Source organism: Leptospiraceae bacterium (assembly GCA_024233835.1).
Classification (GTDB): domain Bacteria; phylum Spirochaetota; class Leptospiria; order Leptospirales; family Leptospiraceae; genus JACKPC01.
The window spans coordinates 893,578-918,130 of the sequence record JACKPC010000002.1; the positions used below are offsets into that span (position 1 = coordinate 893,578).

At 35.1% G+C, this 24,553-nt stretch carries 28 protein-coding genes; 4 read left to right on the forward strand and 24 right to left on the reverse strand.

Annotation, left to right across the window (positions count from 1 at the left end; translation table 11 throughout):
* Position 1 precedes the first annotated feature (1 nt).
* Positions 2 to 940, forward strand: a complete 939-nt coding sequence (locus tag H7A25_13220) for a threonylcarbamoyl-AMP synthase (GenBank protein MCP5500861.1) — start codon at positions 2 to 4, stop codon at positions 938 to 940.
* Position 941: 1 nt separating this feature from the next.
* Here H7A25_13220 and H7A25_13225 read toward each other — a convergent pair whose 3' ends face one another.
* The 13 genes from H7A25_13225 to H7A25_13285 all read right to left on the reverse strand — a co-directional run bounded on the left by H7A25_13225 (position 942) and on the right by H7A25_13285 (position 8,563).
* Entirely contained in the window at positions 942 to 1,145 is a 204-nt protein-coding gene (locus H7A25_13225; GenBank protein MCP5500862.1) for a hypothetical protein, read from the reverse strand.
* Positions 1,146 to 1,264: 119 nt separating this feature from the next.
* Complete coding sequence (locus H7A25_13230; GenBank protein ID MCP5500863.1) at positions 1,265 to 1,606, reverse strand: YraN family protein; 342 nt, start codon at positions 1,604 to 1,606, stop codon at positions 1,265 to 1,267.
* Between the two features lie 2 nt (positions 1,607 to 1,608).
* Complete coding sequence (locus H7A25_13235) at positions 1,609 to 2,829, reverse strand: HD-GYP domain-containing protein (protein ID MCP5500864.1); 1,221 nt, start codon at positions 2,827 to 2,829, stop codon at positions 1,609 to 1,611.
* A 45-nt stretch (positions 2,830 to 2,874) separates the two neighbouring features.
* The gene (locus tag H7A25_13240) at positions 2,875 to 3,141 is read right to left on the reverse strand and encodes an EscU/YscU/HrcU family type III secretion system export apparatus switch protein (GenBank protein ID MCP5500865.1); all 267 of its coding nucleotides are present in this window, start codon (positions 3,139 to 3,141) and stop codon (positions 2,875 to 2,877) included.
* A complete protein-coding gene (locus tag H7A25_13245) occupies positions 3,129 to 3,890 on the reverse strand; it encodes a hypothetical protein (protein MCP5500866.1) in 762 nt (253 codons plus the stop codon). The genes H7A25_13240 and H7A25_13245 overlap by 13 nt, the downstream gene beginning before the upstream one ends.
* 40 nt (positions 3,891 to 3,930) lie before the next feature.
* A complete protein-coding gene (locus H7A25_13250; GenBank protein MCP5500867.1) occupies positions 3,931 to 4,392 on the reverse strand; it encodes a ribonuclease HII in 462 nt (153 codons plus the stop codon).
* A 184-nt stretch (positions 4,393 to 4,576) separates the two neighbouring features.
* Entirely contained in the window at positions 4,577 to 5,023 is a 447-nt protein-coding gene (rplS, locus tag H7A25_13255; protein MCP5500868.1) for a 50S ribosomal protein L19, read from the reverse strand.
* Between the two features lie 8 nt (positions 5,024 to 5,031).
* Positions 5,032 to 5,682 (reverse strand): tRNA (guanosine(37)-N1)-methyltransferase TrmD, encoded by a 651-nt coding sequence (gene trmD, locus H7A25_13260; GenBank protein MCP5500869.1) that lies wholly within the window; start codon positions 5,680 to 5,682, stop codon positions 5,032 to 5,034.
* On the reverse strand, positions 5,679 to 6,194 hold the full coding sequence (gene rimM, locus H7A25_13265) for a 16S rRNA processing protein RimM (GenBank protein MCP5500870.1): 516 nt from the start codon (positions 6,192 to 6,194) through the stop codon (positions 5,679 to 5,681). The genes trmD and rimM overlap by 4 nt, the downstream gene beginning before the upstream one ends.
* Positions 6,187 to 6,417 carry a KH domain-containing protein gene (locus tag H7A25_13270; GenBank protein ID MCP5500871.1) on the reverse strand — a complete coding sequence of 77 codons (231 nt, stop codon included), beginning with the start codon at positions 6,415 to 6,417 and terminating at the stop codon, positions 6,187 to 6,189. The genes rimM and H7A25_13270 overlap by 8 nt, the downstream gene beginning before the upstream one ends.
* Positions 6,418 to 6,419: 2 nt before the next feature.
* Positions 6,420 to 6,689, reverse strand: coding sequence for a 30S ribosomal protein S16 (gene rpsP / locus H7A25_13275; GenBank protein ID MCP5500872.1), 270 nt, complete (start codon positions 6,687 to 6,689; stop codon positions 6,420 to 6,422).
* 62 nt (positions 6,690 to 6,751) lie between these two features.
* Complete coding sequence (rpe, locus tag H7A25_13280) at positions 6,752 to 7,396, reverse strand: ribulose-phosphate 3-epimerase (GenBank protein ID MCP5500873.1); 645 nt, start codon at positions 7,394 to 7,396, stop codon at positions 6,752 to 6,754.
* Positions 7,397 to 7,441: 45 nt separating this feature from the next.
* Positions 7,442 to 8,563 carry an LptF/LptG family permease gene (locus H7A25_13285; protein MCP5500874.1) on the reverse strand — a complete coding sequence of 374 codons (1,122 nt, stop codon included), beginning with the start codon at positions 8,561 to 8,563 and terminating at the stop codon, positions 7,442 to 7,444.
* A gap of 110 nt (positions 8,564 to 8,673) precedes the next feature.
* On the opposite strand from H7A25_13285, the gene H7A25_13290 reads away from it, so the two are divergent.
* A complete protein-coding gene (locus H7A25_13290) occupies positions 8,674 to 9,786 on the forward strand; it encodes a fused response regulator/phosphatase (protein MCP5500875.1) in 1,113 nt (370 codons plus the stop codon).
* Here H7A25_13290 and H7A25_13295 read toward each other — a convergent pair.
* From H7A25_13295 to H7A25_13305, 3 genes are all read right to left on the reverse strand, one after another.
* Positions 9,766 to 11,352 carry a hypothetical protein gene (locus tag H7A25_13295; GenBank protein ID MCP5500876.1) on the reverse strand — a complete coding sequence of 529 codons (1,587 nt, stop codon included), beginning with the start codon at positions 11,350 to 11,352 and terminating at the stop codon, positions 9,766 to 9,768. The two genes, H7A25_13290 and H7A25_13295, sit on opposite strands and share 21 nt — an antisense overlap.
* A gap of 91 nt (positions 11,353 to 11,443) precedes the next feature.
* Entirely contained in the window at positions 11,444 to 12,418 is a 975-nt protein-coding gene (locus H7A25_13300) for an NADPH:quinone oxidoreductase family protein (GenBank protein MCP5500877.1), read from the reverse strand.
* 50 nt (positions 12,419 to 12,468) lie between these two features.
* On the reverse strand, positions 12,469 to 13,557 hold the full coding sequence (locus tag H7A25_13305; GenBank protein MCP5500878.1) for a beta-lactamase family protein: 1,089 nt from the start codon (positions 13,555 to 13,557) through the stop codon (positions 12,469 to 12,471).
* Between the two features lie 127 nt (positions 13,558 to 13,684).
* On the opposite strand from H7A25_13305, the gene H7A25_13310 reads away from it, so the two are divergent.
* Positions 13,685 to 14,515, forward strand: a complete 831-nt coding sequence (locus tag H7A25_13310) for an LEA type 2 family protein (protein MCP5500879.1) — start codon at positions 13,685 to 13,687, stop codon at positions 14,513 to 14,515.
* Between the two features lie 40 nt (positions 14,516 to 14,555).
* Here the strand turns inward: H7A25_13310 and H7A25_13315 are convergent, their stop codons facing one another.
* From H7A25_13315 to H7A25_13350, 8 genes are all read right to left on the reverse strand, one after another.
* On the reverse strand, positions 14,556 to 14,969 hold the full coding sequence (locus tag H7A25_13315) for an acyl-CoA thioesterase (GenBank protein ID MCP5500880.1): 414 nt from the start codon (positions 14,967 to 14,969) through the stop codon (positions 14,556 to 14,558).
* Entirely contained in the window at positions 14,970 to 16,124 is a 1,155-nt protein-coding gene (pgsW, locus tag H7A25_13320) for a poly-gamma-glutamate system protein (protein ID MCP5500881.1), read from the reverse strand.
* The gene (gene pgsC / locus H7A25_13325) at positions 16,121 to 16,579 is read right to left on the reverse strand and encodes a poly-gamma-glutamate biosynthesis protein PgsC (protein ID MCP5500882.1); all 459 of its coding nucleotides are present in this window, start codon (positions 16,577 to 16,579) and stop codon (positions 16,121 to 16,123) included. The genes pgsW and pgsC overlap by 4 nt, the downstream gene beginning before the upstream one ends.
* Entirely contained in the window at positions 16,579 to 17,775 is a 1,197-nt protein-coding gene (gene pgsB / locus H7A25_13330; protein MCP5500883.1) for a poly-gamma-glutamate synthase PgsB, read from the reverse strand. The genes pgsC and pgsB overlap by 1 nt, the downstream gene beginning before the upstream one ends.
* 72 nt (positions 17,776 to 17,847) lie before the next feature.
* The gene (locus tag H7A25_13335) at positions 17,848 to 18,981 is read right to left on the reverse strand and encodes a glycosyltransferase family 4 protein (GenBank protein ID MCP5500884.1); all 1,134 of its coding nucleotides are present in this window, start codon (positions 18,979 to 18,981) and stop codon (positions 17,848 to 17,850) included.
* Complete coding sequence (locus tag H7A25_13340; protein ID MCP5500885.1) at positions 18,981 to 19,745, reverse strand: enoyl-CoA hydratase/isomerase family protein; 765 nt, start codon at positions 19,743 to 19,745, stop codon at positions 18,981 to 18,983. Before H7A25_13340 ends, H7A25_13335 begins: the two co-directional genes overlap by 1 nt.
* 28 nt (positions 19,746 to 19,773) lie before the next feature.
* The gene (locus H7A25_13345) at positions 19,774 to 21,363 is read right to left on the reverse strand and encodes a mucoidy inhibitor MuiA family protein (GenBank protein ID MCP5500886.1); all 1,590 of its coding nucleotides are present in this window, start codon (positions 21,361 to 21,363) and stop codon (positions 19,774 to 19,776) included.
* Positions 21,363 to 23,447 (reverse strand): DUF4139 domain-containing protein, encoded by a 2,085-nt coding sequence (locus H7A25_13350; protein ID MCP5500887.1) that lies wholly within the window; start codon positions 23,445 to 23,447, stop codon positions 21,363 to 21,365. The genes H7A25_13345 and H7A25_13350 overlap by 1 nt, the downstream gene beginning before the upstream one ends.
* Positions 23,448 to 23,714: 267 nt before the next feature.
* On the opposite strand from H7A25_13350, the gene H7A25_13355 reads away from it, so the two are divergent.
* A complete protein-coding gene (locus tag H7A25_13355) occupies positions 23,715 to 24,536 on the forward strand; it encodes a tyrosine-type recombinase/integrase (protein ID MCP5500888.1) in 822 nt (273 codons plus the stop codon).
* The last annotated feature ends 17 nt before the right edge of the window (positions 24,537 to 24,553 follow it).

Sequence of the window (24,553 nt, forward strand, 5' to 3'; positions counted from 1 at the left end):
GGTGACAGAACCTTTAGAAACCCTTATTACAACTGACCCTGCGCTTGCCGGAAATATATTAGCAAACGCAGGGATTGTTATATTTCCAACAGAGACAGTATTTGGTATTGGGGCCTCAGCTTATAATGAGGAGGCTTGCAGAAAAATTTATACTATAAAAAATCGACCGAAAGACAATCCTTTTATCCTACATATCTCTAACCTTGATAGAATTAAAGAACTTGCTATACTAAAACCAGAACATCAAGAATTAATCTCAGTGTTCTCGCCAGGACCTATCACTTACATTCTTCCTAAAAAAGATGAAAAGTTATTCTCTTCCGGTCTACCTACTATAGGTCTAAGAATTCCTTCCAATCCTTTAGCACAAAAAATGTTGGAGCATTCAAATCTTCCTATCGCAGCTCCTTCTGCAAACCTATCCGGTAAACCTTCTATAACCCGCTGGGAAGATGCCCGAGAAGTTTTTAAGGGCAAGGTAAATGCAATTCTTATAGGAGAACAATCTGAAATTGGTATGGAGTCTACTGTAATCAATTTAAGTACCTCACCACCTGTTTTACTCAGACCGGGTGGAATATCATTTGAAGAATTAAAGTTTTATTTACCTGATTTAAAATTAGGAGCCGAAATAAATACCGAGCTTATTTTAAGCCCCGGTTTAAAATATAAGCACTATTCACCCGAATGTGTTGTGATAGCTGTTCCAAAACTTCCTCAGATTGAAGAATTAAATGCAGGCCAAATAGGTTTTGAACTAAATGTAAAAATGGGATTAAACTTAAAAATAAATAACAATCAGGAATATATGAAAAATTTATATTCTTTCTTCATTGATTGTGAAAAAAAAGGACTTGAAAAAATTTACTGCGAATTGCCCAAAAATGATAACCTGAAAGAAACAATAATGAATCGTTTAGAAAAAGCAAGTGAGGTATAATTTACTTAGAGATAAAATGGGTTAACTCCATTGCAATTTTATTAATAGCAAAATCCATATAATGTGGATCTTCCAACTTGGTTTTATATAATTCAAACTTCCTTCGAATTGTTTTGCCTGCGATCTTACGATTAATCATAGGATCAACTTCATACTCATCTATATAAAAGAAAGTATCTAAATTACTAAAGGCTGCATTACTCATGGTTTTACTTCCCTGTATGTATCGGGCTTCTCTTCCTTGATAAGCCAAATAAAAATTGTATAACGGTTCTCCAATTTAACTAATACATAAAACCCCATACCGATCAACCAGAAATAGTATTAAAAAAGGTCTTTATAAAAAATTATTTCACCTTTTTGTATATACAACAGGCAAAATGATACATAATACTTGGATAAGAAACCTTTCTCTACCAAAAATAGCTCTGCTAACTTTCTCATTTTGGAAATTTTTTTCTTATTAAAAATTTGGAGGGGGGTATCCAAAAAATCTATTTCCCAATTTTTTACTTCAGAAAAATAAAGAGTCTCACCTTTCTGGCTGATAATATCGATCTCTCCCAGATGCTTACGAAAATTCCTAACAAGAATAGTATGTCCTTCTTTTAGTAAGTATTTCTCTGCCTCATCTTCACCATGTTTTCCCTTAGAAGATGTACTCATTTTTAGAATGGAGAACCTACTGCACGAATAATACTTAAATCGGTATTCTTCATAAGATTAATAAAGAAAGGATTCTCTTTTAGAAGTTTTCCTTCCGGGGTTTTAAAAACAGCAACATTTGGCCTCAAAGGCTTTGAATCATTTGTACTTACCACAGCTGCAATGGAATTATCAGAAAGCTCTACATAGGAACCTACCGGATACATCGATAAGATATTAATAAATAATTTAATAAGACGTAAATCAAATTTATTCATATTTGCACTCAACATACTACGAAGGGCAACATAAGGCATCTTCTTTTCTCTCCAGGGCCTATCATGAATCAGGGCCGCAAAATGATCGGCTATAGCATAGATCCTCGCCATATCATCAATATCAGCTCCTTTCAACCTTTGAGGATAACCACTTCCATCAAAATTTTCATGATGCTGAAGTGCAAGTATCGTAAGAGATTTTTTAACTTTGAATACATTATTCAGTATATGATAGCCAATAATAGGATGCTGCTTGATTATTTTAGCTTCGTCTTCAATAAGCTTTTCTTTTTTTTCGGAAATATCAGGAGGTATTTTTGTCATCCCGATATCGGCTAAAAGAGAAGCAGAAGTCAAATCCAAGAGTTTAGAACGATTTAACTCAAGAGCCTGACCTATCATGGTTGCATAAAAAGCAGAATACAAGACATGATTATAAAGATAATAACCCTCCACTTCGTATTGAAGTAAATGATAGGATATATTACCTGAGTTTTTCACAAGGTTAATGATGTTTTCAGCAATTTCTCGGAAAGGAGTAAATTCTACATTTTTCTTTTCTGCAACTTTTCTGAAATTCGATTTAATTGTTTGAAAAGAGTCACGATAAAACTGGATAAAGGTATATTCAGCATTTTTAATATTCAGGTAATCACGCCTGACTTCTTCAGCTTCCTCCTCAAAACTCTTACTTAAATCTAACTTTTCGAGGATAAAATCATCAGAATCTGCCAGTTTCACACTCGGCTTAACGTTCGCTTCAGATGAACTTTCTGAAGGTTTAGAAAAATCATCCAGAATTTCTCCATTTGTTAAAATCTCAGTAAAACCAAACTTTTTTAGTCGACTAATATCAGCTTCTGTTAAAGGGGTAAATTCGTTAATGAATACATTATCCTGATCTAAGTACACTGGCTTAGAAAATTTTATCCCCACACGCAGTTCTGAAACCTTTATTTTCTTCATTAAAAAGTCATTTCTCCAATGTACAAACTTAACACAAACAAGATTTTAATTCAAATCTTTTTCTATTTTCTGTATAAACCGGTATATGGCAGCCACCGCTTTATATAAATTCTCCGGAATCTCTTCACCTTCCGGTACAAGACTTAAAACATTCGCTAAACCTTCATCCCGAATAATCGGAATATCATTTTTTTCAGCGAGCTTCCGAATTAAGTCCGCAAGGCTCCCTTCTGTATTTATAAGAACCTCCGGGGCTTTATTCTCACCCGGTATGAATTTTAATGCAATACTTTTTTGATTTAAGCCAGCCATTCTGAACCTTTATTCTGGTTTTCAGACGGTTTTAAATAGTATATAGAACTACTGAACCCTTTAAATCCGGAAGCAAGCATTTCTTTTGAAAAATCTTCTATCAAAAAAAGGGCTGTTTCATAGGACCTTTCTTTATTGAAAAAGAAATGCACCTTCAAGTCCTTCAGATCTTTTTCCTGCCAGTCTAATAAGACGGATAAATTTCCTATCTGAGAAGAAGAATACCTTAAAATATATGTATTTTTCTTTGCTTTTTTCCCAAAATACGCTTCTGCTTCTCCATCCTGAAATTTCCAAAAAAAACAGGCAACATCCTCTTTCCACTCCAAAAATGGAAATAATGTATTCAAAATTTGAAACACCTTCAAATCTTCGCTTTTATGTAAAGTGGACATTTTTGCTTCTTTTAGCAAGTTTGAGATAGGTCTTTCTGTAAACCCTTTTAATTTTTGAATAAATTTTTCTTCTTCCAGGTGATGCTTTGAAAAAGATCTTTCTAATAAACGGAATATAAGGCCTGTTTGTCCTTTTTCTAGTTTGAGACTTAATAATTCTCCCGGATGTAATTGTAATCCAGATTTCGCATGTAGAGTTCTTCCATTCAAAACAATTCGGAAAAGTGTAGAAGATAATCTTTCAGTTACTTTTGCTTTAACATAACCTTCTCTGAAAATATCCTGTATAGATTCGCCGGATTCAGAAAAAATCCGTATCGAAAAATTTCGATTTCCAATTTGATTTGTTTTCACTCTCTAAACCTTACATGCCTGCTCAATAAAGACAACAGATTTATTTTATTTGGAAGGATTTTCTGTGTACCTTAGAATATCCCAGTTCCTTAATCTTTTTTCTATGAAGTTCAGTTCCGTAGCCTTTATGTTTTTCAAAACTATATTCCGGATAAAGTTTTGCGAGTTCTATCATGTAATCATCTCGATTTTCTTTGGCAATAATAGAAGCCGCGGCTATAGAAGCAATTTTTTCATCACCTTTTACAATAGAACGGTATTGTAACTTGCCTTCCGGGTCTTTAGATGTAAAATTATAATTACCATCAATTAAAAGGAGTGGTGAGCTTAATCGGGATTTATTTTTTAAAGAGAGGATACCTTCAAAAATAGCTTTAGAAATTCCAAAAGAATCAATATATCTGTGGCTAACAAAACGGTGTAGAGTAAGAGATGAGAATTTTTGTATATCGAGGTATAAACTTTTTCTTTTTTTTGTGCTCAGTTTTTTAGAATCGTTCAAACCCTCTAAAAGATTCCCTGCATATATCTCTTTCAGTATCTGTGGCTTAAAGTAAACTATAGCAAGGGATAAAGGCCCGGCTAAAGGGCCCCTCCCCGCTTCGTCGATCCCGCAGACTTCGAAGTGTTTCTGATATTTCAGTTCTTCCTGTAAAAAACGGGCATTGGAGTTAAATAGATCAGGCTCAAGCAGCGTTAGTCTGCGGCTCCTGCTTTTTTTCCTGCTCTGCTTTCTCCTTTGCAGCTTCTTCTTGCTGTCTCTTACGTTCAGATTGAACAATAGAACGGCTTCCTCTTTTCTCTTTAATTCTGGCATTTTTACCAGATTTGTCTCTGAGGTAGTAGAGCCTGGACTGACGAACTTTTCCTTTCCTTAAAAGTTCTATTTTTGCAATCTTTGGAGAGTACAATGGAAAAATTCTTTCAACTCCCACATCAAAAGAAATTCTTCTCACTGTAAATGTTTTTGAATTTCCTTTATTGGAGATGGCAATCACTACACCTTCATAAACCTGAATTCTTTCTTTACCGGATTCTGTAATCTTGAAGTGGATTTTTACAGTATCACCTACATCAAAATTTTGTCTACGGCTCATATCTTCTTTAAATAAATCGTTTATAATCTGATCCATATTTTCCTCTACCTTGGAATTATCTTCCTATTTAATTCTCTCCATTTTTGAATTTCCGCATGGTTACCGCTTAATAATACTTCCGGAACCTTCCAACCCTTATAATCTGAGGGCTTTGTGTACTGCGGGTATTCTAAAACATCTTCTATGTTATGAGACTCGTCCAGAAGACTCCCCTCTCCTCCCATAAATCCCGGTAAAAGACGAGAAATAGCGTCGCACACACAAAGTGCAGCCAGATCACCGGAGGAAATTACATATTTTCCGAGGCTTATTTCTCTGTCAACAAGATGTTCAGTTACCCTGTGATCGACTCCTTCATAGTATCCGGAAATAAATGTCAGGTTTTTTCCATCATAAGCTAATTCTTTAGCCCTTTCCTGGTTAAAAACTTCTCCACTCGGACTTAAAAGACAAACCAGGCCTTTTTCATCTCCCAGTGATTCTAAAGCTTTCTCAATGGGTTCTACCTGTAACAGCATCCCGGGTCCACCACCATAAATCGTATCATCCACCCGTCTAAATTTATCCGAAGAAAAATCCCTTAATTGAAGAATTTTTACAGAAAACACACCTTTCTCTATGGCTTTTGCTTGAAGACCGGCTTCAAAATAGGCCTGGATCTTTTCCGGAAAAAGACTGATAAAGTTAAATTTCATAGCCAATCGGGCCAGTTTTTTATTTCGATTATTCCTTTTTCGATACTCAATTCCCCTACAAACTTCTCAACAAATGGCACCAAAATTTCAGTTTCTCCATTCTGAATTAACAGTATTGGGTGAGCAGGATTATCCATAATATCTGAAATTGTATATCCCGGTATTTCCTTATTGTCGTATGAAACTTTCAAACCAATAATTTGAAAAGAATAGTATTCCCCTTTTTTCAAAACCGGAACATCTGCCTCCGGTAAAAAAACCTTCATACCTTTTAAGCTCTCAGCAGCTTCTCGGGTTTCAATTCCTTCAAAACGTACAATGCTGAATCCTGCCTTATTTCGTTTAGAAAGCAACCTGAATTTACGAAGGTTTACCCCTTCCTTCTGGCCGAGATAAACTGTTCCGGGAACTTTGTAAGTACGAAGTATTTCACCAGAATAACGTGCTTTTATTTCTCCCTGTAAACCAAAAGCACTTCCTATTACAGCAACATGAATAAACTTTTCAGTCAATTATTTCTAGAGTATAGGTTTTATCTTCTTTTGAAGTAGCAGCTGTTAACAATGTCCTGAGTGATCGGGCTATTCTACCATTTTTTCCAATCACCTTTCCAATATCCTCAGGTGCAACCCGAAGCTCGAGAATAGTTTCTTTATCTCCAGCAATTTCTTTCACTGAAATGGCTTCAGGTTTTTCAACAAGAAATGAAACAATATAGGTAACAAGAGATTCCAATCTTATGCCTCAGCAGGTTTGTTTTCTAATTTCTTTAAAATCCCTGATTTTTTTAAAATATCTCGCACGGTACCGGTCGGCTGAGCTCCTTTTTTGAGCCAGGAAATAGCTTTATTCTCATCCACAACAATCTGTTCTTTTGAAGATGTAGGATGATAGTGCCCAACGATTTCGATAAATCTTCCATCTCTGGGTGAAGTATTCTGCGCAGCCACTATCCTGTATTCGGGGTTATTTTTACAACCCATTCTTTGTAGTCTTAACTTAACCAATGGCAAATCCTTTTATTTCAAAATAGTATATGAGGTCAACTTTTACATCAAATTGATAGGCTTTAATTTGTCAAGCTTTTCAGTTCAAGACCTACTCGGTTTACATCCCCTCCGGTAAATAGAGCCGAACCAGTAACACAAATGTCCACACCTATCTCAGAAAGCATACGAATATTTCCCGAGTTAACCCCTCCATCTACTTCTAAGAGTATCTCATATCCTTTTATCATTTCTTTAGCTTTTCGAATTTTCTGCATACCATTATGGGTAAACTTTTGTCCATAAAAACCGGGATCCACTGTCATAATAAGTAATAGATCAATATAAGGAAGTACAAACTCAATAGATTCTAAAGGAGTGGAAGGATTGAGAGCTACTCCCGCTCGAATACCACGAGATCGTATATCTTCACACAAACGGACCATGAAATTTGTTGTTTCTGCATGAAAGGTTATTATTTCCGGCTTTAGATCGTAGTATTTAGGTACCTCTTTTTCCGGTGAATGCACCATTAGATGAACATCAAGAGGGATTTGGGTAAGCTTTGATACTTCTTTACAAAAAGCCTCTCCAAAACTTATTTGAGGAACAAAATTTCCATCCATTACATCAAGGTGAATATAATCAATCGACTCGTGGTTTAAGGACGGAAGAAGTCCTGACAAAGCTGTTAAAGGACTGGCCAGTATAGAAGCGGATAGTTTCATAATGAAGACAAGGCTTTTATGGCTTGCATTTGTAGCAAGCTTTTTTCATAGATTAAACTTCTTGTATAAACCAAATGAAATGCTCAGAAAGATAAAGGGGGTCGTCCAGACCGCTACAAAAGGTGGCACTGCTGAGCTTTCTCCGAGAGATCTTCCGGTAGAATACATAATATAGTATAATAAAACAACCGCAATAGTTAGCCCTAGGGAAGCCACTCCCGCTGATTTTCGAGTAAATGAACCGGCAATTGCACCAATTATCACCACAATTAAATTCATAATAGGTACAGCAAAAATAGAATGTCTCTCTACCTCCAAATCCGCATAAGGCATTCCTTTCCCGGCTCTCACTTCCATTTCGTCACTCAAATCGGTGAAATTCATTTCTTCAACTTTTTTAATCGGCTTTGCGAAATATTCTGCGTCTTCAGGAAAAGTATATTCCTTTTCTTTAATCTTATTATATGCCTTCAATTCTAAGGTATCAGTGAAAATTATTTCTTCGATTTCTTTCAATTTCCAATTTTTTTTCTCCGGCTGATAGGAGGCTGTCTGGGCTGAAATTATATATTCAGGATGATTTTTCTCTCGAATTCGAATATAATTGAAACCACCCCTGACCGATTTTGTTCCAGGATCATACCAATAAATGTAATAAAATCCTTCTTTTCCTTTTATATGAACCTGATAAACCAGATCTGTTTTTGTTCCTACCCCCTTTTTTATAATGGAATGCTCATAAGCCGCAAGAGAATTCGCTTTTCGAACCAGGTACTCATTGAGAAAAAAAACCAAAAACCACATCAAAATACCAAAAAAAATCAGAGGAGCAATGGTGCGATAAAAGGATACACCGGCAGCCATAATAGAAACCAGTTCCTTGTTAGCACTGAACTGTCCGACCACAAAGCAAACAGAAAACATCAGTGCAGGAGGCACCACCATTAATATCACTCTCGGAAGACTATAGAGTAAAAAAAGGTATACGTGAATTTTAGGTTCTTTGGAAGCATTAAAATCCTTCATATTATCCATTACCACAGAAATTAACAGGATCCCGGAAAGCATTACAAGGGTACCAAAAAAAGTTCTTAAAAATTCTGAAAACAAATATCGATCCAATATTCGTAAGCGATAGAATGGGTTAAGCTTCAGAAAAATAGACATATACCCGTCCATTCTGGAAAGTTATTAGATTTATAAAAGAGTTTTTTATTGAACTTAGCTTCTACGATATTTTTACTGGAAAAAAAAATATCAGAAAGCACTGTTGTATTATGCAACCGGAAGTTTTGATTATTGATGATTTACAGGAAGTCTGTATGTCTATCCAAACCATTCTAAAACATACCGGAATTTTATCGAAATACTTTACCAATCCTGAAGAAGGTTTAATGTATTTTAAACAGGAAAAGAATCCAATTGTATTTCTGGACGTAAAATTACCGGGTAGAAGTGGTATCGAAATTCTAAAAGAAATGAAATCGATTTCTCCACATTCACAAATTATAATGATAACAGCCATTCGAGATATTGAGCCCGTAATCCATAGCCTTCAATATCGAGCCAATGACTTTTTATTAAAACCCTTCTCTGTTGAAACGGTTCGTATTGCTGTTGATAGGGCTCTCGAATATTACAAACTACAGAGAGAAAAAGAAGCTTACAGGCAGGCTATAGAAACCGATTTACGTTTTACAGCAAAAATTCAAAGAAAGTTTGTTTCACCTGAATTAGAACAAGAAAATAAACTTTTTCATATCCATTCAACTTCAGAAGTCAGTACAGATTTTTATCATTTTTTTCCTTTGGATGATGATAAAGAACTTCTGTTTTTTGGAGATATAGAAGGAAAAGGTATCTCCTGTGGTTTTTTAGCCCTGATAACAATTCAGTTTATTCAATGCTCGGTTAATAAAGATATTGATTCTAATCAAATTTTATATGAATTGAATAATCAATTCATATATGAGTTTGGAAGTCATACCCTTTTAGCTTCCTGCATTGTTGTTGATAAAAATAAGAAGACACTCACCTTTTCTCCTGGAGGAATGCCCTCTCCTATTCTTTATTCAGTAGAAACTTTTAAAATTATAAATCCAATAGAAAATCAGGTTATTGGAACACTACCAAATTTACAATTTGAACAACAGACTTATCTTTACAAACCGGGAGATTGTCTGTTTTTATATAGTAATGGTTTTTGTGAATCTCCCGATTTTCCCAAAGACAGTCAATTTCATACTCTTATTAAATCTCTTGGACAACATTTTTCCTCTAAGAAAGAACTCAAAAATACTAAGACAATCATGGAGGAATATATCAATAATCTACTAGAAGAAAATCTAATTTTTGATGATCTTTCCTATTTATTCTGGCAACTTGAGTGAGAGAAAAGCAGAATAGTATTTATAAAATTCTTTATAATATTCTTTTTTCCATTCCCTTATATTCTGTCCCGGCATAGAATCCAATTTATTCTTCAAGGAAATATTTTCCTCCAATAACTTCCCTTTCTCCGGAGTATTTGATTTTTCTAACATTTTAAATGATTTGTATAATAGGTAATCCATTTTTAGAAAATATTTCCTTTGCTCTGCTGAGTGAGCTAAGACAAGCATTCTGTTTTTTTTATTATAGTCCCCGACTAGCTGGTAAATATTCTGAAGCCTTTCTTCGTCTTTTTTACTCCTTTCGGATAAGCTATATAAATTAGAAAAAAATACCAATAAAGAGAAAACGGTGAGAGGTAAAACTACATTTCTTGTAATAACAGCTTCTTTATAAAGTAAAACACTCAGAAAAGATAAGGGCAACCAGTAAATAGACATGAGATCCCAATCAGCCGGAAAACCCAGCATAGGATTATGGATAAAGGCATGAAGAAGATACCCATAGAAAATAAGTAGAATAAATTTTTCTGCTGTAGATGTTTTAAACTTTTTCCAGAACTCTCTCCTGAAAAACAGGGTATATAAGAATATTAATAAAGGAACAAAGGCAGTAAAAAAAAGAACCGAAAGAATTTCATAAATGTGATTGGCAGATACCAATCGTTTTAGAGGATAAAAAGGTGGAGATGCAATATGAGAATCACTCAAGTCCAATCTGGTATCTGAAAAACATAAAAAATAGATATAGACCGGCAAAATAATGATCAAAGCTGTTATCAAAGAGAAAAAAGCATTTTTTAAGAAACTGCGAAGATCTTTAGAAACTTTATAGGTTATAAATACTAAGGCAGGTAAAAGATAGCCACTAAGTAAATGAAATAAAGCCGCCAGGGAAGATAAGGCCGCTATCGGCAATAAAATATGAAGAGGCTTTTTATTTTCTTTTATTCCCATATACCCCCATATCATAATAGATAAAATAATTGTTGTACTAATCGTATAATTTTCCATATAGGAAAAAAATAAAAACATTCCTCCGCTACTCAAAATAAGCAAAAAAGCTTCTTTCGGTATTTGATATTTTTTAAAAAAGTAATATAATAAAGACAGAGAAAAAAAACCGGAAAAAAGGCTGGTAAATCGATAGGCCAGTTCCGGATCCTGAAAAACATTTCGGTATAAATAAGAATGGACTAAGGTTGATAGGATCTCATCTGCACTAAGTTGGTATCCTAAAACAGAACTTTCTAAGGCAAGCATTTCTCTCAGTAAAAGACCATCTCCTAAATTAAGAGCTTTTACAGACAACAAATACATGGCGATTATGTAAGTGCTTAAAAAAAGGAAAAAGTAATACTGATTTTCTTTTTTAAATAAACCTTCTTCAAAAAAACGGAATATCCAGGAAAGTAAAAATATAAAAACAAAAGCACCTGCAAGAATATAAAAAGCCGGAACAGGCATAAAAACATACCAGCTCCTGGAACTTAATGAAAAGAGAATATAGATTAAAAAATAGAAACCTGCAAAAACAAATGCTTTCTGATATTTTAGAAATTTCAACTTTAGTTCCTTGTAATATAATTTTGTCTATGAAATTAAAAAAAGCGAGAAATGAATTCTCGCTTCTTAAAGTTTGAGTTCCGGCAATACTCTATTCCGGTTTTGCAATAATTTTTCCATGCGTTTTCCGTTCTCCGATCTCTTCCAGGGCAGAAGGTATATCGGAAAATGGAACCGTTTTTTGTATAATCGGTTTTATCTTACCTTTTTCATACCAGGCAAGAATATCTTCCACACACTTGCGAATTTTATCAGGATGATCTTTCTGATAGAGATTCCAGTGAAGTCCAACAATACTGATGTTGTTTAAAAGGACGAGGTTAGCCGGGATCTGAGTAATCGTTCCGCTGGTAAAACCGACCACAACCAATCGTCCTTCAAACTTCATACACTTTAAAGATTTTAAAAGTGTATCTCCTCCTACCGGATCAATCACCACATCTGCTCCGCCCATTTCTTTTCGAACAGTTTTGTCCCAGTGCTGGTTTTCTCTATAGTTGATAACCTCATCTGCACCACAGGATTTGGCAATCGCAATTTTCTCCTCAGAACCAACAGTAGCAATTACCTTAGCTCCTATAGCCTTTCCTATCTGTATGGCAGAAGTTCCGATTCCCCCTGCACCGGCATGAACAAGCATAGTTTCCCCTTCTTTTAACTCGGCTCGACGAACCACCCCAAAATAGGATGATTGATACGTTACGGTTATACCGGCTGCTTCTTCATAACTCATTGAGTCCGGAATATTATATACGTCGGTTACAGGAGCTTTTACTTTATTGGAATAACCACCTAACCAACATAAAACCGCAACTCTGTCACCCACCTTTTTATTGCTTACACCAGGTCCCACAGCACTCACAACGCCTGCTACCTCGACACCGGGGATAAAAGGTCTCGGAGGTCGCACCTGATATTTACCGGCAATAAACAGGATATCGGGAAAGTTTAAACCAATCGCGTGAATGTCAACTAAAACTTCACCTTCACCGGGAACCGGATCGGGAAGTTCTTTTACTTCCATCTCCCGTGGAGTACACCACTTATTTACAACATAAGCTTTCATATTCCTGAATTTAAAAAAGACCCGATGTTTTTCAAGCGATTTATTATGACTTAATCATAAAATCCTTCTGTTGCATCTTCCACATAGTCTTCGAGTTTAGAATTACTGGAATTATCCAAAACAATCATCGTATAGCCATCCTCAAGATCCCGTCCAAAATAGGTTTGGAACCCCGTCCAGGAACCACTATGCTCAACAAAGCTTCCACTCGGATAAAGCATCCAGCCATAACCATAATAACTTTTTTTTCTCCCGGTTTTGCCCGGACGATAGGCTTCTTCGGTCATTTTTTTTGAAATTAGCTTATAGTTTCTCATTGCCATATCAAATTTTAAAAGATCATCTACCGTACTACATATATTTCCATCTCCTGTTATTCCATCGAGATACTCTATATTATTTTCTTTATATTTTTTACCGCGTTTTTTAAAACCGATGGTTTTGTCCGGATGCTGTTTCACATCTGTTGTACAGGTATAAGTTCTATCCATATTTAAGGGTTTTAATATATTCTCATCTATAAATGAATGATAGCTTTGTCCGGATACTTTTTGAATGATAGAGGAAAGGAATACATAACCGGTATTACTGTATTCGTGTTTGCTTCCGGGTTTAAATCTCAAGGCTGGTCTATATTTTTTAAATAATTCATATACATCTTCATTTTTTACAATTTTTTTGTTTCCTAAGTATTTATCACATAAACTCATATAATCAGCGAGCCCGGAAGTATGTTGAAGTAAATGCTTAATCGTAACGGCATCTGCTTTTATACCGGGTAAATATTTTACAATGGGGTCTTCAAGACTTAAGGTTCCTTTTTTTTCCAAAAGTAAAATAGCTGTAGCTGTAATAGGTTTACTCACAGAAGCCAGGTTAAAAATCGAGTCTGTTTTCATCTTTTGATTTGTTTTATAATTCGCAATACCATAAGCCTGTCGATATAAAACTTTACCATTTTTTGCAACAAGCACCGTTCCGTTAAATTTACCTTTATCGGCCAGTTTACTAAAGGTTTTTTCAAACTGTAGGGCAAGACCCGAATTTGCTTTTACGGATTGGGAAAAAACCTGATTCGAAAACAAGAATAAAAAGGAAGCAGAACTCATCATTATAGAAATCCATTTTGTATTCATCATATTGAAATTTTATAAATAAAGAAAAGATGAGAGCAAGTCATTTTTTATGTATCTGAAAAATCGAAAACTCTCTTTACAAGCATCCTAAAGATGAAAACATATCTCAAAACCATCTTTTGGAGTTAGTATGAGAAAGTTTTCTTTACTTTTCACAGTGCTCTTTGTATTTTCGCACTTATCTTGCCAACTATTACAAGATAAGTTAGCCACTTATGCACCGGATATTTCCTTTAGTTCTGCAAATATTAAAGGCATAGACATGTCGGGAGTAGATCTTGACTTTTCTTTTCTTGCAAAAAATAAAGTTCCGATTCCTATAAACTTTGCAAGTGTTGCCTCAAAAATTTATGTAGATGGAGTTAAACTATTCGATGCCAACGTCCCAAAAGGAATAAAACTTCCGGCCAGTGGTAGCTCAAATTTTACTGTTTCCCAGAGAATAGAATTTAAAAGTATAACAAAAGATCTATTAGAGCTTTTCAAAAAGGATTCAATAAACGTAAAAGTAGATGGAACATCCAAATTTGCCATGGGACAATTCGGTAATGCTGATGTACCATTCAATGCTTCTCATGTAGTTCCGGTCCCCAAACTACCGGAAATTAAATTTGGATCACTGGATTATAAAAATATCAACAAAAGCTTAACGAATCCCAGTGCCTTATTTGAATTAAAATTTTCTATTAAAAATCCGAATGCTTTCGGTTTAGATATGAACTTTTTAAAATATTCTTTTACAGCTGAAAATCGCAATTTAATTTCCGGACAGGCACCCTCTCTTTCCCTGGCTTCAAAAGCAGAGAAAAGCTATTCAATCCCGGTAAAAATTGAAGGACAGGACATCATCAGTCTGGTTCCCAAGTTAAAAGATTTCTCTAACTTGAAATATCAATTTAAGAGTAACATGAATTTAAATGCAGGAAAAATTCCCTTCGATATGCCTTACACATATCCATAATCAGAAGAAGCGAGCCTTCTATGGCTCGCCCACAAAAATCCTACTTTATTAACTGCCGTAAACTATCCGGAATGCGACAGGGCTTCCCTTTTACAAAATCGACCCAGACAAAATCTGCTGTACAATAAATCACACACTCATTTTTCTGATTCCACATAGAGCAAAGCATAGAAAAACCCCTGCTATTTACAGAATCCAGCTTTAAAGTAATCTCCAAATTCTCCGGGTAAAAAACTTGCTTACGGTAAAGAGTTTCAAGACGGGTAAGAACCATCCCTTCTTTGGGACTCACAAAACTATCTTTGTTCCAGATTTCTTTATCTGTAAAAAACTTTGCCCTGGCAGTCTCAAAATATCTTAAATAAGCCACGTTATTCACGTGGCCAAAAGCATCCAGATCACCCCAGGCTACTTCATGATGAGTCGAATAATCATATTTTTTATATTCCGGCATTTATATAGTAGGCTCCAAATCACTTTTCTTACTTGTATTATATTTTGTATTGTAAAAGATATATACACCCAGTTCTGTCTTGAAAAAAATATACAATAACAATATAATACCCAGAAATATAGATAAAGCAAGATAAGTATTATATTCTTCTTTATAGTAAATCTTGCCTTCTCCTATACGCGGAGTTTCTTTCGGACTTATTGGCAATCCATATTTGGCTGCTAATACTTTAATTTGAGTTAGATGGATTACAGGAACATCCTTCTGTATAAAACGCTTCATAACCGAATCGATCCCTTTTGAACGTCGATTATTTAGACTCAAATTCAAGCCGGGTTGGAAAAGTTTTTTCCCAGCTTCGCTACCCGTTGAAACAGTTCCTCCTCCCACATTTATATAGGCTTTAATCTTCTCTCCCATAGAAAGCTCTTCAAATATTCTCATATTTCTTTCTACCTTTTCCTTCATCCCTGGAAAATTCTCCATTATAGGAATTCCATTTCTTAGCACAGCCTGTTTTAAAAGTCCGATACCCAGATCCGGCATTCCTTTTCCCGCATCATCTTTCCCACCGAGAGTAGCATAACTTGTCCTGTATGGGAATATCTTCTTATCAAACAGTAACTTTTCAATATCCAGCCAAACAAAATCCGGGTCATTTGCACCATATTGAGAAGCTGAAGCACTGGTAAGAATTAAAAGCTTTAGATTCAATGCTTTAGCTGCAGCTAATACAGAAATATTCAAAGCCGGAAAAGAACCAGAAAAACCCACAGCTACAATATCTCCTTCTTTTACATCCGCTTTTTTCAACTGCTCCAATATAACTGCTGCAAAATTTGGGTTTATTGATGTTTGCTTGGCTTCTAATACTCCGGTTTTACTTGTAACAGGAGTCATAAAGTAGCCAATCATACCGGAATTTGCCGGATCATCTTCCCGGTTTATTTTCATGTTTCTTCGTTTTTTTTCCTGTTTTACAGCATTCATAGCCTTACTTGCATAATTCGCTGCTACAATTTTCTTCTTATAATAAGGCTGTTCTTTACGAGATAAAAAGAACTCAACCACCATCAATCCTGCCAAAGAAAATACGGATAATATAATTAAAATTGTTTTAGAAATTTCTTTTGGTCGCCAATATATTTCTTTCATACTTTAAGTTCCTGTCCGAGAAAAATAATTAATAATAAACGCACCAGAACGGAAGCGATAATCAAGGAAGTTGTGGTTTCAATAAAACCCTGCCTATCATACCAGATGGCAATGAGACCGGGAATGATATAACCTATAACTCCATACTCTATATTTGGATTATTGTGCAGTAAACTTCCGGCAATGATTCGGATAGTATAACCAACCAGATAACCGATAAGCACCATAAATACCGTTCTTCTCTTTCCATATATAATGATGATAGAAGCCAGAACTCTGACCACTACAAAAGTAATAAAGGCAGCTGCAAGAGTCATCACAATTTCCAATGGCTTACTTAAATGTAATGCCATATAACCGGGAACAATCATCCCTCCGGTAGCTAAACCTAAAAATTCGGAAAATAATAAACTGACTCCGAGTCCAACACCTATAGAAACTGAAAGTAGATCCATTAAACAGCCTCCTTTACTATACTTCTGTTTTTAAAATATTGAACCAACTCAAGCCCCTGGCCTCCAATATTCCCCATTCCCATAATAACCGCCTTTCCATTTATTTTATCAATAATTGCTTCAAAGATTTGCTCACAGGTCTTACCCTCAACAAAGGATATTTTCATACTATCAACTCCTCGCTTAACGGCTTCTCTGGCAAAAACAAAAGTTCCTGTTCCCATAAGAATAATATGATCTGCTTTTTTCCAGGTCACATAAGCTTCTGCTAATTGCCGAGAACGATCCGCCCTATCAACCCTACAATTAAAAATAGCTATTCTTTCTGTGTAATCCTCATATCGGTTAATTACCATATTCCAAATTCTTTCAGTTGAATCCGGATCATTTGCTGCAAACGCATTCACAAAATAAAAATCTCTTCCAAAAAAAGCTATTTTATAGGCCACTAATACACCCGGATCCGGTTTAGCTGACCACATTCCTTTTAGAGCGGTTTGTTTATCCACTCCGAAATCTGCGCATACCTTTAAAGCAAGAGCTACATTTTCTTTATGCTCTAAATAAGCGAAACCTGCCATATCGTCATCGCTAACAGAAGCTAATTCTTCTTTGCTTACTGCATGAACTGTACTATTCTTTGCTTCACAGGCTTTTTGAAAAGTGGGAAGATATTTTTCTTCCCCCGTAAAAAATTTCCCTCCCGTACTTACTGTAGCACAAAAGGCTCTGGCAATATCAGCTTCGGTGGGGCCCATCACGTCTAAGTGATCTGCCCTTACATTTGTTACAACTGAATGAGTTGCCCTAACCAACTTTTCCTCAGATAACTTTTGCAGTAAAGGTTGTAAAGCCATACATTCAATGACAAGAACATTCGCGCCGGCAGAAGAAGCTGTCCGCATAATTCGAATCTGTTCAATAATGTTTGCCCTTGTATTTCGAAAAACCGGGTATTCCCTGCCATCGGGAAAAATCATGCGGGGAAGGGTTCCCGTAGTTTTCGCACAGGTAACAATTCCACCGGCCCTTAGTGCAGATGCAATAAGTCGCGTAACACTGGACTTTCCACGGGTTCCGTTTACATGAATTCGATTCGGTATTCGATTCAAACTTTTAATATGCAATACATATTCAAGAATCCCGAAAAAGCTCACTACCGCGACAACAAATAATAAAATATAAAGGTGTATCACTGTCTTTTCCTATAGTGAAAATAAGATGAAGAAAATAAACCGCCAAGGTTTGTATACAAAAAACTAAAATTTTCAGGAATTTTTGTTATTTAAGATATCCAGAAATATCCTGTAATAGACTTCCGCTGACTTTTCCCAGCTAAAATCTTTTAAATCAATTTTAGAAACTTCTTTTCTTTCGCTTAACAAGAGCATACTCTCCAGCCAATCATTCGGCTTTTCAAGGGAATGATAAATGATAGCTTCTTTTCCAATCTCATGGAAAGTTGGGATATCTGAAACAATCGCTTTTTTTCCATGAGCTAAAGCTTCTAAAAGAGGAATTCCGAATCCTTCGTATTTTGAAGCAAATAGAAACGCTATCGCTCTCCGGTAAAGATGGTGGAGATCCACATCACTTGCATTTGAAAAAAGAATAATATCTTTATACTTCTCTATATCTCTTTCTAAATCTTTATAGAAATCTTCAGACTCCCAACCTCTTCTTCCAACAATAACCCAATCACATTTATTTTCTCCGGATCTTTCTCTATAGCTTCTGTAAAGTTCCAGTAAAAATTTGTAGTTTTTTCTCGGCTCAATTGTTGATACAGAAAGAAAAAATGGGTTTTTGATTTTTTCGATTTCTTCAGAAGGTTTTTGATTCAAACAATCTGTAATCTCTTTAAAACTAACACCCGGATAGGCCACATCTGTTTTTTCAAGAGGATATGAAAACAATTTTACCATATCATTTCTTGTTTGCATAGAATTAGAAATGATAAAATCGGAACGCTTTACCGAATACTTTAAAAAAGTCTGCTGCTGCCATTTTGCAATCGCTCTCATTGTTTCCGGTAAAATATAAATCACCGAATCATGATAGGTTAAAACAGCCGGTATTGTAGAAGAAAGAAAGGGAGGAAGAACCTGTTGCGTTCCCCAGAATAAATGTAATTTTAGTTTTTGCATATAAAACGGAAGATAAAAATTAAAATAAAATCCGCCTTTTTTTGCGATCCAACCCTTTCCTATATGTAAAGTTACATTAGGTAAGTTTAATAATTTCTCATGACCGAAATGCAAAGGGCGATGTGAAAAAAAATGAAACTCAAATTTTTCCTTTTCCGGAAACCCGATAAGTGTTTCAGCAATTAAGCGTCCTACACCCGAAACAGGTGTAGATAAGGGCCTCGCATCAATACCGATATGAAATTTTTTTAGCATTATTGAAACATTGGCCTTCTGGCCTCCACAATGGATCTCATTCCCTCCTGTCCGTTAGGTGCGGCTATCGTTCTTGAAAATTCGTAAACATCCTCCCGACCTAAAGGTTCCATGATAGGCTTCATATAATCCCGTAAAGTTTTTTTCATTCCAATAACAGACTCTAAAGCCATATCCTTATAGTTCGAAAAAATTTTATTCAATATTTTTGGAATCTCTTCTTCTTTACCTATTGCATCAACAAGTCCGATTTCCAGTGCTTCTTCCGCTTTATAAGCTTTTCCAAAATTTAGAACATCACGAGCTGCACGATAACCCAATAACTCTTTTAAAAAAAATCCGGTAGCTGAAGGGAAACCCACTCCTATTTTGGATTCAGGAAAACCAAATCTTGCTCTCCCATGCAACATGACACGATAATCCGATACTATAGCCACAACCGAACCTACTCCCATAACATGTCCATTTATATAGCAAACTATAGGCTTAGGATAAAATGCCAGTTTAAACACAGAGTCTAATACAGGACGGAAAGCTGTTTCTATTTCTTTTTGAGTTTTTCCGATAAACATAGTGGGTTCAAATCCATTGGAAAAAAATTTCTCATTTTTAGAACTAAGAAAAATTGCCTTTACAGATCTATCGTCTTCAACCGCAGATAAACACTTTTCTAATTTAAGAAAAAACTCATCTGTCATTGTGTTTTTCTCATTTGTATTTATAAATACTTCGTGGATAAAATCCCTTCGATTTTCTTCAATCATACTACTCTACCTGCTTAATTTATATAATTTATTTAGGTACCGTTACACTATATTCAAGATTTAATTTAACTTTTTTTTCCGGTTTCAAGTTTACAGTCCAAAAATATATTCCCGAATTCTTAGTTTCTTCTTTTAAACCTGTTGTTGTTTCAGAGGTATTAATTTTAATTTTAATATCCGAACTTTCTGATACAGGTAAAGTTTGGTATACTTTTACTGTTTCTTCATTTCGTGCAAATGAATCTAATTCAAGTCGAATTTTTTTTATATCTTTTTCTTCTTCCTTAATTAATCCACTGGTTTTGTTATCTACATAAGTATTATATAATACACGTATATCCGATCTTACTCCCAGAGAGGTTTTAAATTTTTCTCCCGGAGAAATATAAGAAATTTTTGTTGTTCCAACAAGTCCCTTTTCTCCGAACACGGACACTTCTCCGGCAAGCAAAGGATACGAGGAAGTATTTTGCAAAAAAGCCTCCTTATATACTTTATTAGAAATTGCCGGAATACACATTAAATTCGTTTTTTTATCAGTAAAAATAGAACGGATTTTAAGTTTATGTGTTTCATTTGAAGAGTTTAAAGTACTTCTGCCCGGAACTCGAAAAATAATATTTGAACCCTCGTCTGTATCTTTTAAAGCTTTTGTATCTTTTGGAGCTCCGGGAGCTACATTGGACTGCTCAGCTTTATCATAAGACTGAGCGTAAGAAAAGTAACTTTTCTTAGTCTTAACTTCTCTTGCACTTAAACGAAGAGCCTTAATTTTTTTTCGAAACTGTCTTTTAGAAGGTTCTGAAGGAGAAAGACGAACTACCACATCTTTCCAGTCTTCACCTGTTTCCTGTGTAATTTCCGCCATATATTCAATTTCTATTTTAGCCCCTTCTCTATCATAAAAATTGTAAGTGGGTTTCCAACTGGAACCACTAATTAAATAAGATAATCGAATTGTGTCTGTTTGTTTTGATGAAGAAGAGTTTAAAATTTTAATCTCTGTTTTTCTTTTTCCTTTCTCTGCAATAGAAACGATCTCCTGAAAATTCTTATCCAGGACTTCTTTTTCTTTTTTTTCTTCAATCACTCGATTTTCAGTTCGCGTAATTTTCTCTTCCATTTTTAGTAATTCTGTTCTGAGTTTTATGAAATCTACCTGCCAGGAGGAATTAGAATTTCCTTCATAAGCAATTCCTCTTGAAACAGAATCCGTGCTCAAATTTTGAAACTCTTTTAGCCTGCGTTTTTCTTCCTCTATGACCTCAATCCTGGCTTCCAATGCTTTTATTTTTCTTTCAGCCTTCTCTATTTTTTGTTTTAAATCCCTCGCTTCTTCCCTTCCATACTGCAAATCAGGTTCAATAAATGAATTCAAAGAAGAAACAGAAAGATTCTTATTTTTAAGAAATATAGCTCGTAAGCTGGATTCTTCAAGTTTTAAAGGTAAATCAGTGACAGAAAGACTATACTCTCCCGGCGGGAATGTAAAAACTCCCTTTCTAGTTATCTGGGCTCTATCATTATAAAGCAAAACTTCATAAATCGGCAACTCATGTCCATTAGAATATATAGATATACTTATAAAGCTTAATAATAAAATTAGTAAACGTTTCATTATATTTCTCCCTGGTTAAATAGTTTTTCCAGGATATGTCCATCCGGTATACTTACTGAGTAGATAAATTCTAATTTTCGAACTTCTCCGGGTTTTAAATCTAACTGCATTTTTAAAATTCCCCTTTCTTCCTCTTTCATACCTGAAGGTTTTTCCATTAACTTTATTTCAACTTTGCTATCTTCCGTAAAGGGAACTCGATCAACAAGAAGAAGAGAAGCCGAACTTTTTTTACGGTTTTTTATCTGAAGTTCCACTGTGTACTTAATATTTTTTGTTTTTGAAAAAATACCTGAAACCGAGCGAAATTCATTTATTTTTCGTTTTACTTCGATATCTTCATCTCTACCAATATGTAAAACAATTTTCTCACCTTTAAGAGTAGTCTGCAATTCTGATTGGGCAATGAAGTCCTGCTCAACATAAATAGCCATAGGTCCCTTTAGAAGTGGTTCTGAGCTTTTCGAGAACGATGTAGCTACAAGATAGGTTGATTCATCCTGAACCGGCGAAGCCTCATATTTCAAATTGGCCTTCATTTGATAGTCTCCTATCAATACCTTACTCAAAGAGTTATCTGAAATAAGAGTTTCTTTTCCCAGGGAACGATACCTGTAATCAGAACCCTTGCTAATAAAATTCAAGGATAATGCATTGAGTGGTTGTAAACCGGGAATTTTAGAATTCTTTTCCGCGGATGCCCTCTGGTTTAAGTCAGAAATCTCTTTTTCTGCATCATATAACATCTGTCTGTGAACCGGTTTTAGAAGACGAATTTTAGCTTTCGCTTTTCTCCCTGCATCAAGAACCGTATCAAAATCATTGCTCGAAAAATTACTTCTCTGTTCATTCAAATTTGATATAATTTGGCTCAGGTTATCTTCTGCTTGAATAGAATCTGCTGCCATCAAATTATCCTGCAAAATTTGCCGACTTTTTTTCTTTCTCTCTACCTGGATCTGACCGTAATCAACAATTTTAGAAGATGTTTGAACTGGTTTTGCCGGCTCAGGTGCCATCTCACGTGCAGGCATTTGCTTTCGATCCATTTTTCTCTCATCAGCAACTTCATACACATCTTCTTCTTTACTTTCTGCATAAATCCTTGGACTTTCTGTTGCCGTAAGACCTCTTGCAGATGCAGTCTCAGAAAATCCGGAAGCCCTTCTCCTGGCTGAAGGTTTTTTAGCATACAATTCCTTTTCTTCTACTTCTCTTTCCGCTATTCTTTCTTCTTTTATTCCGGGAAGGGATATATCTGTGTTTGAAGAAGTTGTAGAAAAAAATAGTCGAACATTCTTCCAATCCTCCCCCGTATTATTTCTCATCACAGCGTACATTAACAAGCGACTCCGATTCTGTTTTCTATCAACCCGAACTTCATAATACGGAAGCCAGTTCACATCGGAAACCCGATATTCTAACTCAAAGCTAATATTCCCGGAAAGGGAGGTTTCATATTCCACCCTGAGAAGAGATACCTCCATCCGCCTGGCATGTTTATAATAATTTAAACGCGTTTCTGCCACTAAAAGCTTCTCATTAAGTTCATCTAATTCAGACAGTATTTCGATCTCTTTTTTATAATTTTCTGCCAGAATTTGACTCACTACTTTGTTATAATGAATCCAATGTTCTGCTCGAATTTTAATCTCTTCAGACTTAATTAAATTTGTTTTCTTCTCCTTCGGTTTAAGATTTTGTAACAAATTTTTATAGTTTTTAATCTCTTCAAATTTACGGTTTAATACCTGTATTTCCCTCGATAACTTATCGTAGTCTTCCTGGGCCTGCTTTGCTTTTTCATTCTGATAATTTACCTGAATTTTTTTTTCAATGTGTAGCTTTTTAATACGTATCTTTTCCTTGCCCGGAAAACGAATGGAAATAGAAGATTTCTCAAGCGAAGGAGGAAGTTCATCTATATAAAAGTAGCCTGCCGTTCCGGAAGGATTCCAGTTTCCCAGTCTTGTAACAAATGCAGAACCCGAAAACACTCGAACTTCTTTAATTTTTGTTTTTAAACTATTCGGATACAAAGAAATTGAAAAGAAAATCAAAAAATTGACCAGTACAAACTTCATAGATTCTAAATTTTCGACTCTGCAAAAATTGTCTATTGAATATTTTCTCCTGCCAAAACCCAAAAAAACCTGATATGTTAAACGGTAAGAGAGACTCCGGAAATAATTTTTTTACTTTTTTAGTCAAAAATTTATTAAATAATAACTTGACAAAAACTTTCTTTCCGTTATGCTATTTACGATTTTTTGCGGGAGATTACCGGGTTCTCCCCTCAAAACTACCGGCTTAAAAATTGAGTAATCGAGAGATGGATGGCCCATAATAAAATGAAATCAAACAATCCGAAACCATATAAACCTTCTAAGAGCATGCTCAATCTCCTGAAAACCAGGAACCTGAATGAAAGCACAAATAGCTCGTATCTTCATTACTATGGTGAGTTTTTAAAATTTATAAATAAATCTCCCAAAGATATAGACAGCACAGATATCCAAGCTTACTTAAATCATCTTCGAAAGAATAAATGTGCCTATTCAACTTTCAATATAAATCTAAATGCTCTTAAAGTTTTTCATGAAAAGCTTTTTTCCGACCCCCTACTACAAAATATCAAAAGGCCAAAGATAAAAAACCTGAATCTTGATGTACTCAGCCATGAAGAAATTATACATATTATAGAACATATTGATAATATAAAGCATAAAGCTATTTTTGCAATTATCTATTACTGTGGTTTGAAATCCAGTGAGGTAGTTCGATTAAAGTTCAACCATATAGATTTCAAAAAAAAGAAAATTAAAATTCCTCCTGTAAGTGAATCAAAAAAAATTAGGCTAATCGATATGAACGATGATATATTTCCAATCTTACAGGAGTATGTAAAAGCCTACGGAAAAAAAGAATGGTTGTTTCCCGGTAAACCTTCCACTAAGCCTTATAGCGTAAGAAGCCTGCAAAGACTATTTACCGAAACAGGAATTCGATTTGGAATTGAAAAAATCCTCACACCGATTACCGTAAGAAGAAGCAGAGCTATAGAACTTCAGAAAAAAGGTTTCGATTGGACTTTTATTAAAGATTTCTTAGGCCATGAGGGAAAAGACACAACCAGAAGGTTTTATAGAGAACTAAGTAGGACTTCCGAATAGTCCTGCTTGCTTTCAGG

Coding starts and splice junctions, on each gene's coding strand:
- pgsC (MCP5500882.1), bottom strand. CDS start 16,579: ATGGATCTACTTTCAGTTTCTATAGGTGTTGGACTCGGAGTCAGTTTA.
- H7A25_13290 (MCP5500875.1), top strand. CDS start 8,674: ATGCAACCGGAAGTTTTGATTATTGATGATTTACAGGAAGTCTGTATG.
- H7A25_13300 (MCP5500877.1), bottom strand. CDS start 12,418: ATGAAAGCTTATGTTGTAAATAAGTGGTGTACTCCACGGGAGATGGAA.
- trmD (MCP5500869.1), bottom strand. CDS start 5,682: ATGAAATTTAACTTTATCAGTCTTTTTCCGGAAAAGATCCAGGCCTAT.
- H7A25_13225 (MCP5500862.1), bottom strand. CDS start 1,145: ATGAGTAATGCAGCCTTTAGTAATTTAGATACTTTCTTTTATATAGAT.
- H7A25_13335 (MCP5500884.1), bottom strand. CDS start 18,981: ATGCTAAAAAAATTTCATATCGGTATTGATGCGAGGCCCTTATCTACA.
- H7A25_13355 (MCP5500888.1), top strand. CDS start 23,715: ATGAAATCAAACAATCCGAAACCATATAAACCTTCTAAGAGCATGCTC.
- H7A25_13235 (MCP5500864.1), bottom strand. CDS start 2,829: ATGAAGAAAATAAAGGTTTCAGAACTGCGTGTGGGGATAAAATTTTCT.
- H7A25_13305 (MCP5500878.1), bottom strand. CDS start 13,557: ATGATGAATACAAAATGGATTTCTATAATGATGAGTTCTGCTTCCTTT.
- H7A25_13340 (MCP5500885.1), bottom strand. CDS start 19,745: ATGATTGAAGAAAATCGAAGGGATTTTATCCACGAAGTATTTATAAAT.
- rpe (MCP5500873.1), bottom strand. CDS start 7,396: ATGAAACTATCCGCTTCTATACTGGCCAGTCCTTTAACAGCTTTGTCA.
- H7A25_13310 (MCP5500879.1), top strand. CDS start 13,685: ATGAGAAAGTTTTCTTTACTTTTCACAGTGCTCTTTGTATTTTCGCAC.
- H7A25_13285 (MCP5500874.1), bottom strand. CDS start 8,563: ATGTCTATTTTTCTGAAGCTTAACCCATTCTATCGCTTACGAATATTG.
- H7A25_13315 (MCP5500880.1), bottom strand. CDS start 14,969: ATGCCGGAATATAAAAAATATGATTATTCGACTCATCATGAAGTAGCC.
- H7A25_13240 (MCP5500865.1), bottom strand. CDS start 3,141: ATGGCTGGCTTAAATCAAAAAAGTATTGCATTAAAATTCATACCGGGT.
- pgsW (MCP5500881.1), bottom strand. CDS start 16,124: ATGAAAGAAATATATTGGCGACCAAAAGAAATTTCTAAAACAATTTTA.
- H7A25_13345 (MCP5500886.1), bottom strand. CDS start 21,363: ATGAAACGTTTACTAATTTTATTATTAAGCTTTATAAGTATATCTATA.
- rplS (MCP5500868.1), bottom strand. CDS start 5,023: ATGGATCAGATTATAAACGATTTATTTAAAGAAGATATGAGCCGTAGA.
- H7A25_13350 (MCP5500887.1), bottom strand. CDS start 23,447: ATGAAGTTTGTACTGGTCAATTTTTTGATTTTCTTTTCAATTTCTTTG.
- H7A25_13230 (MCP5500863.1), bottom strand. CDS start 1,606: ATGAGTACATCTTCTAAGGGAAAACATGGTGAAGATGAGGCAGAGAAA.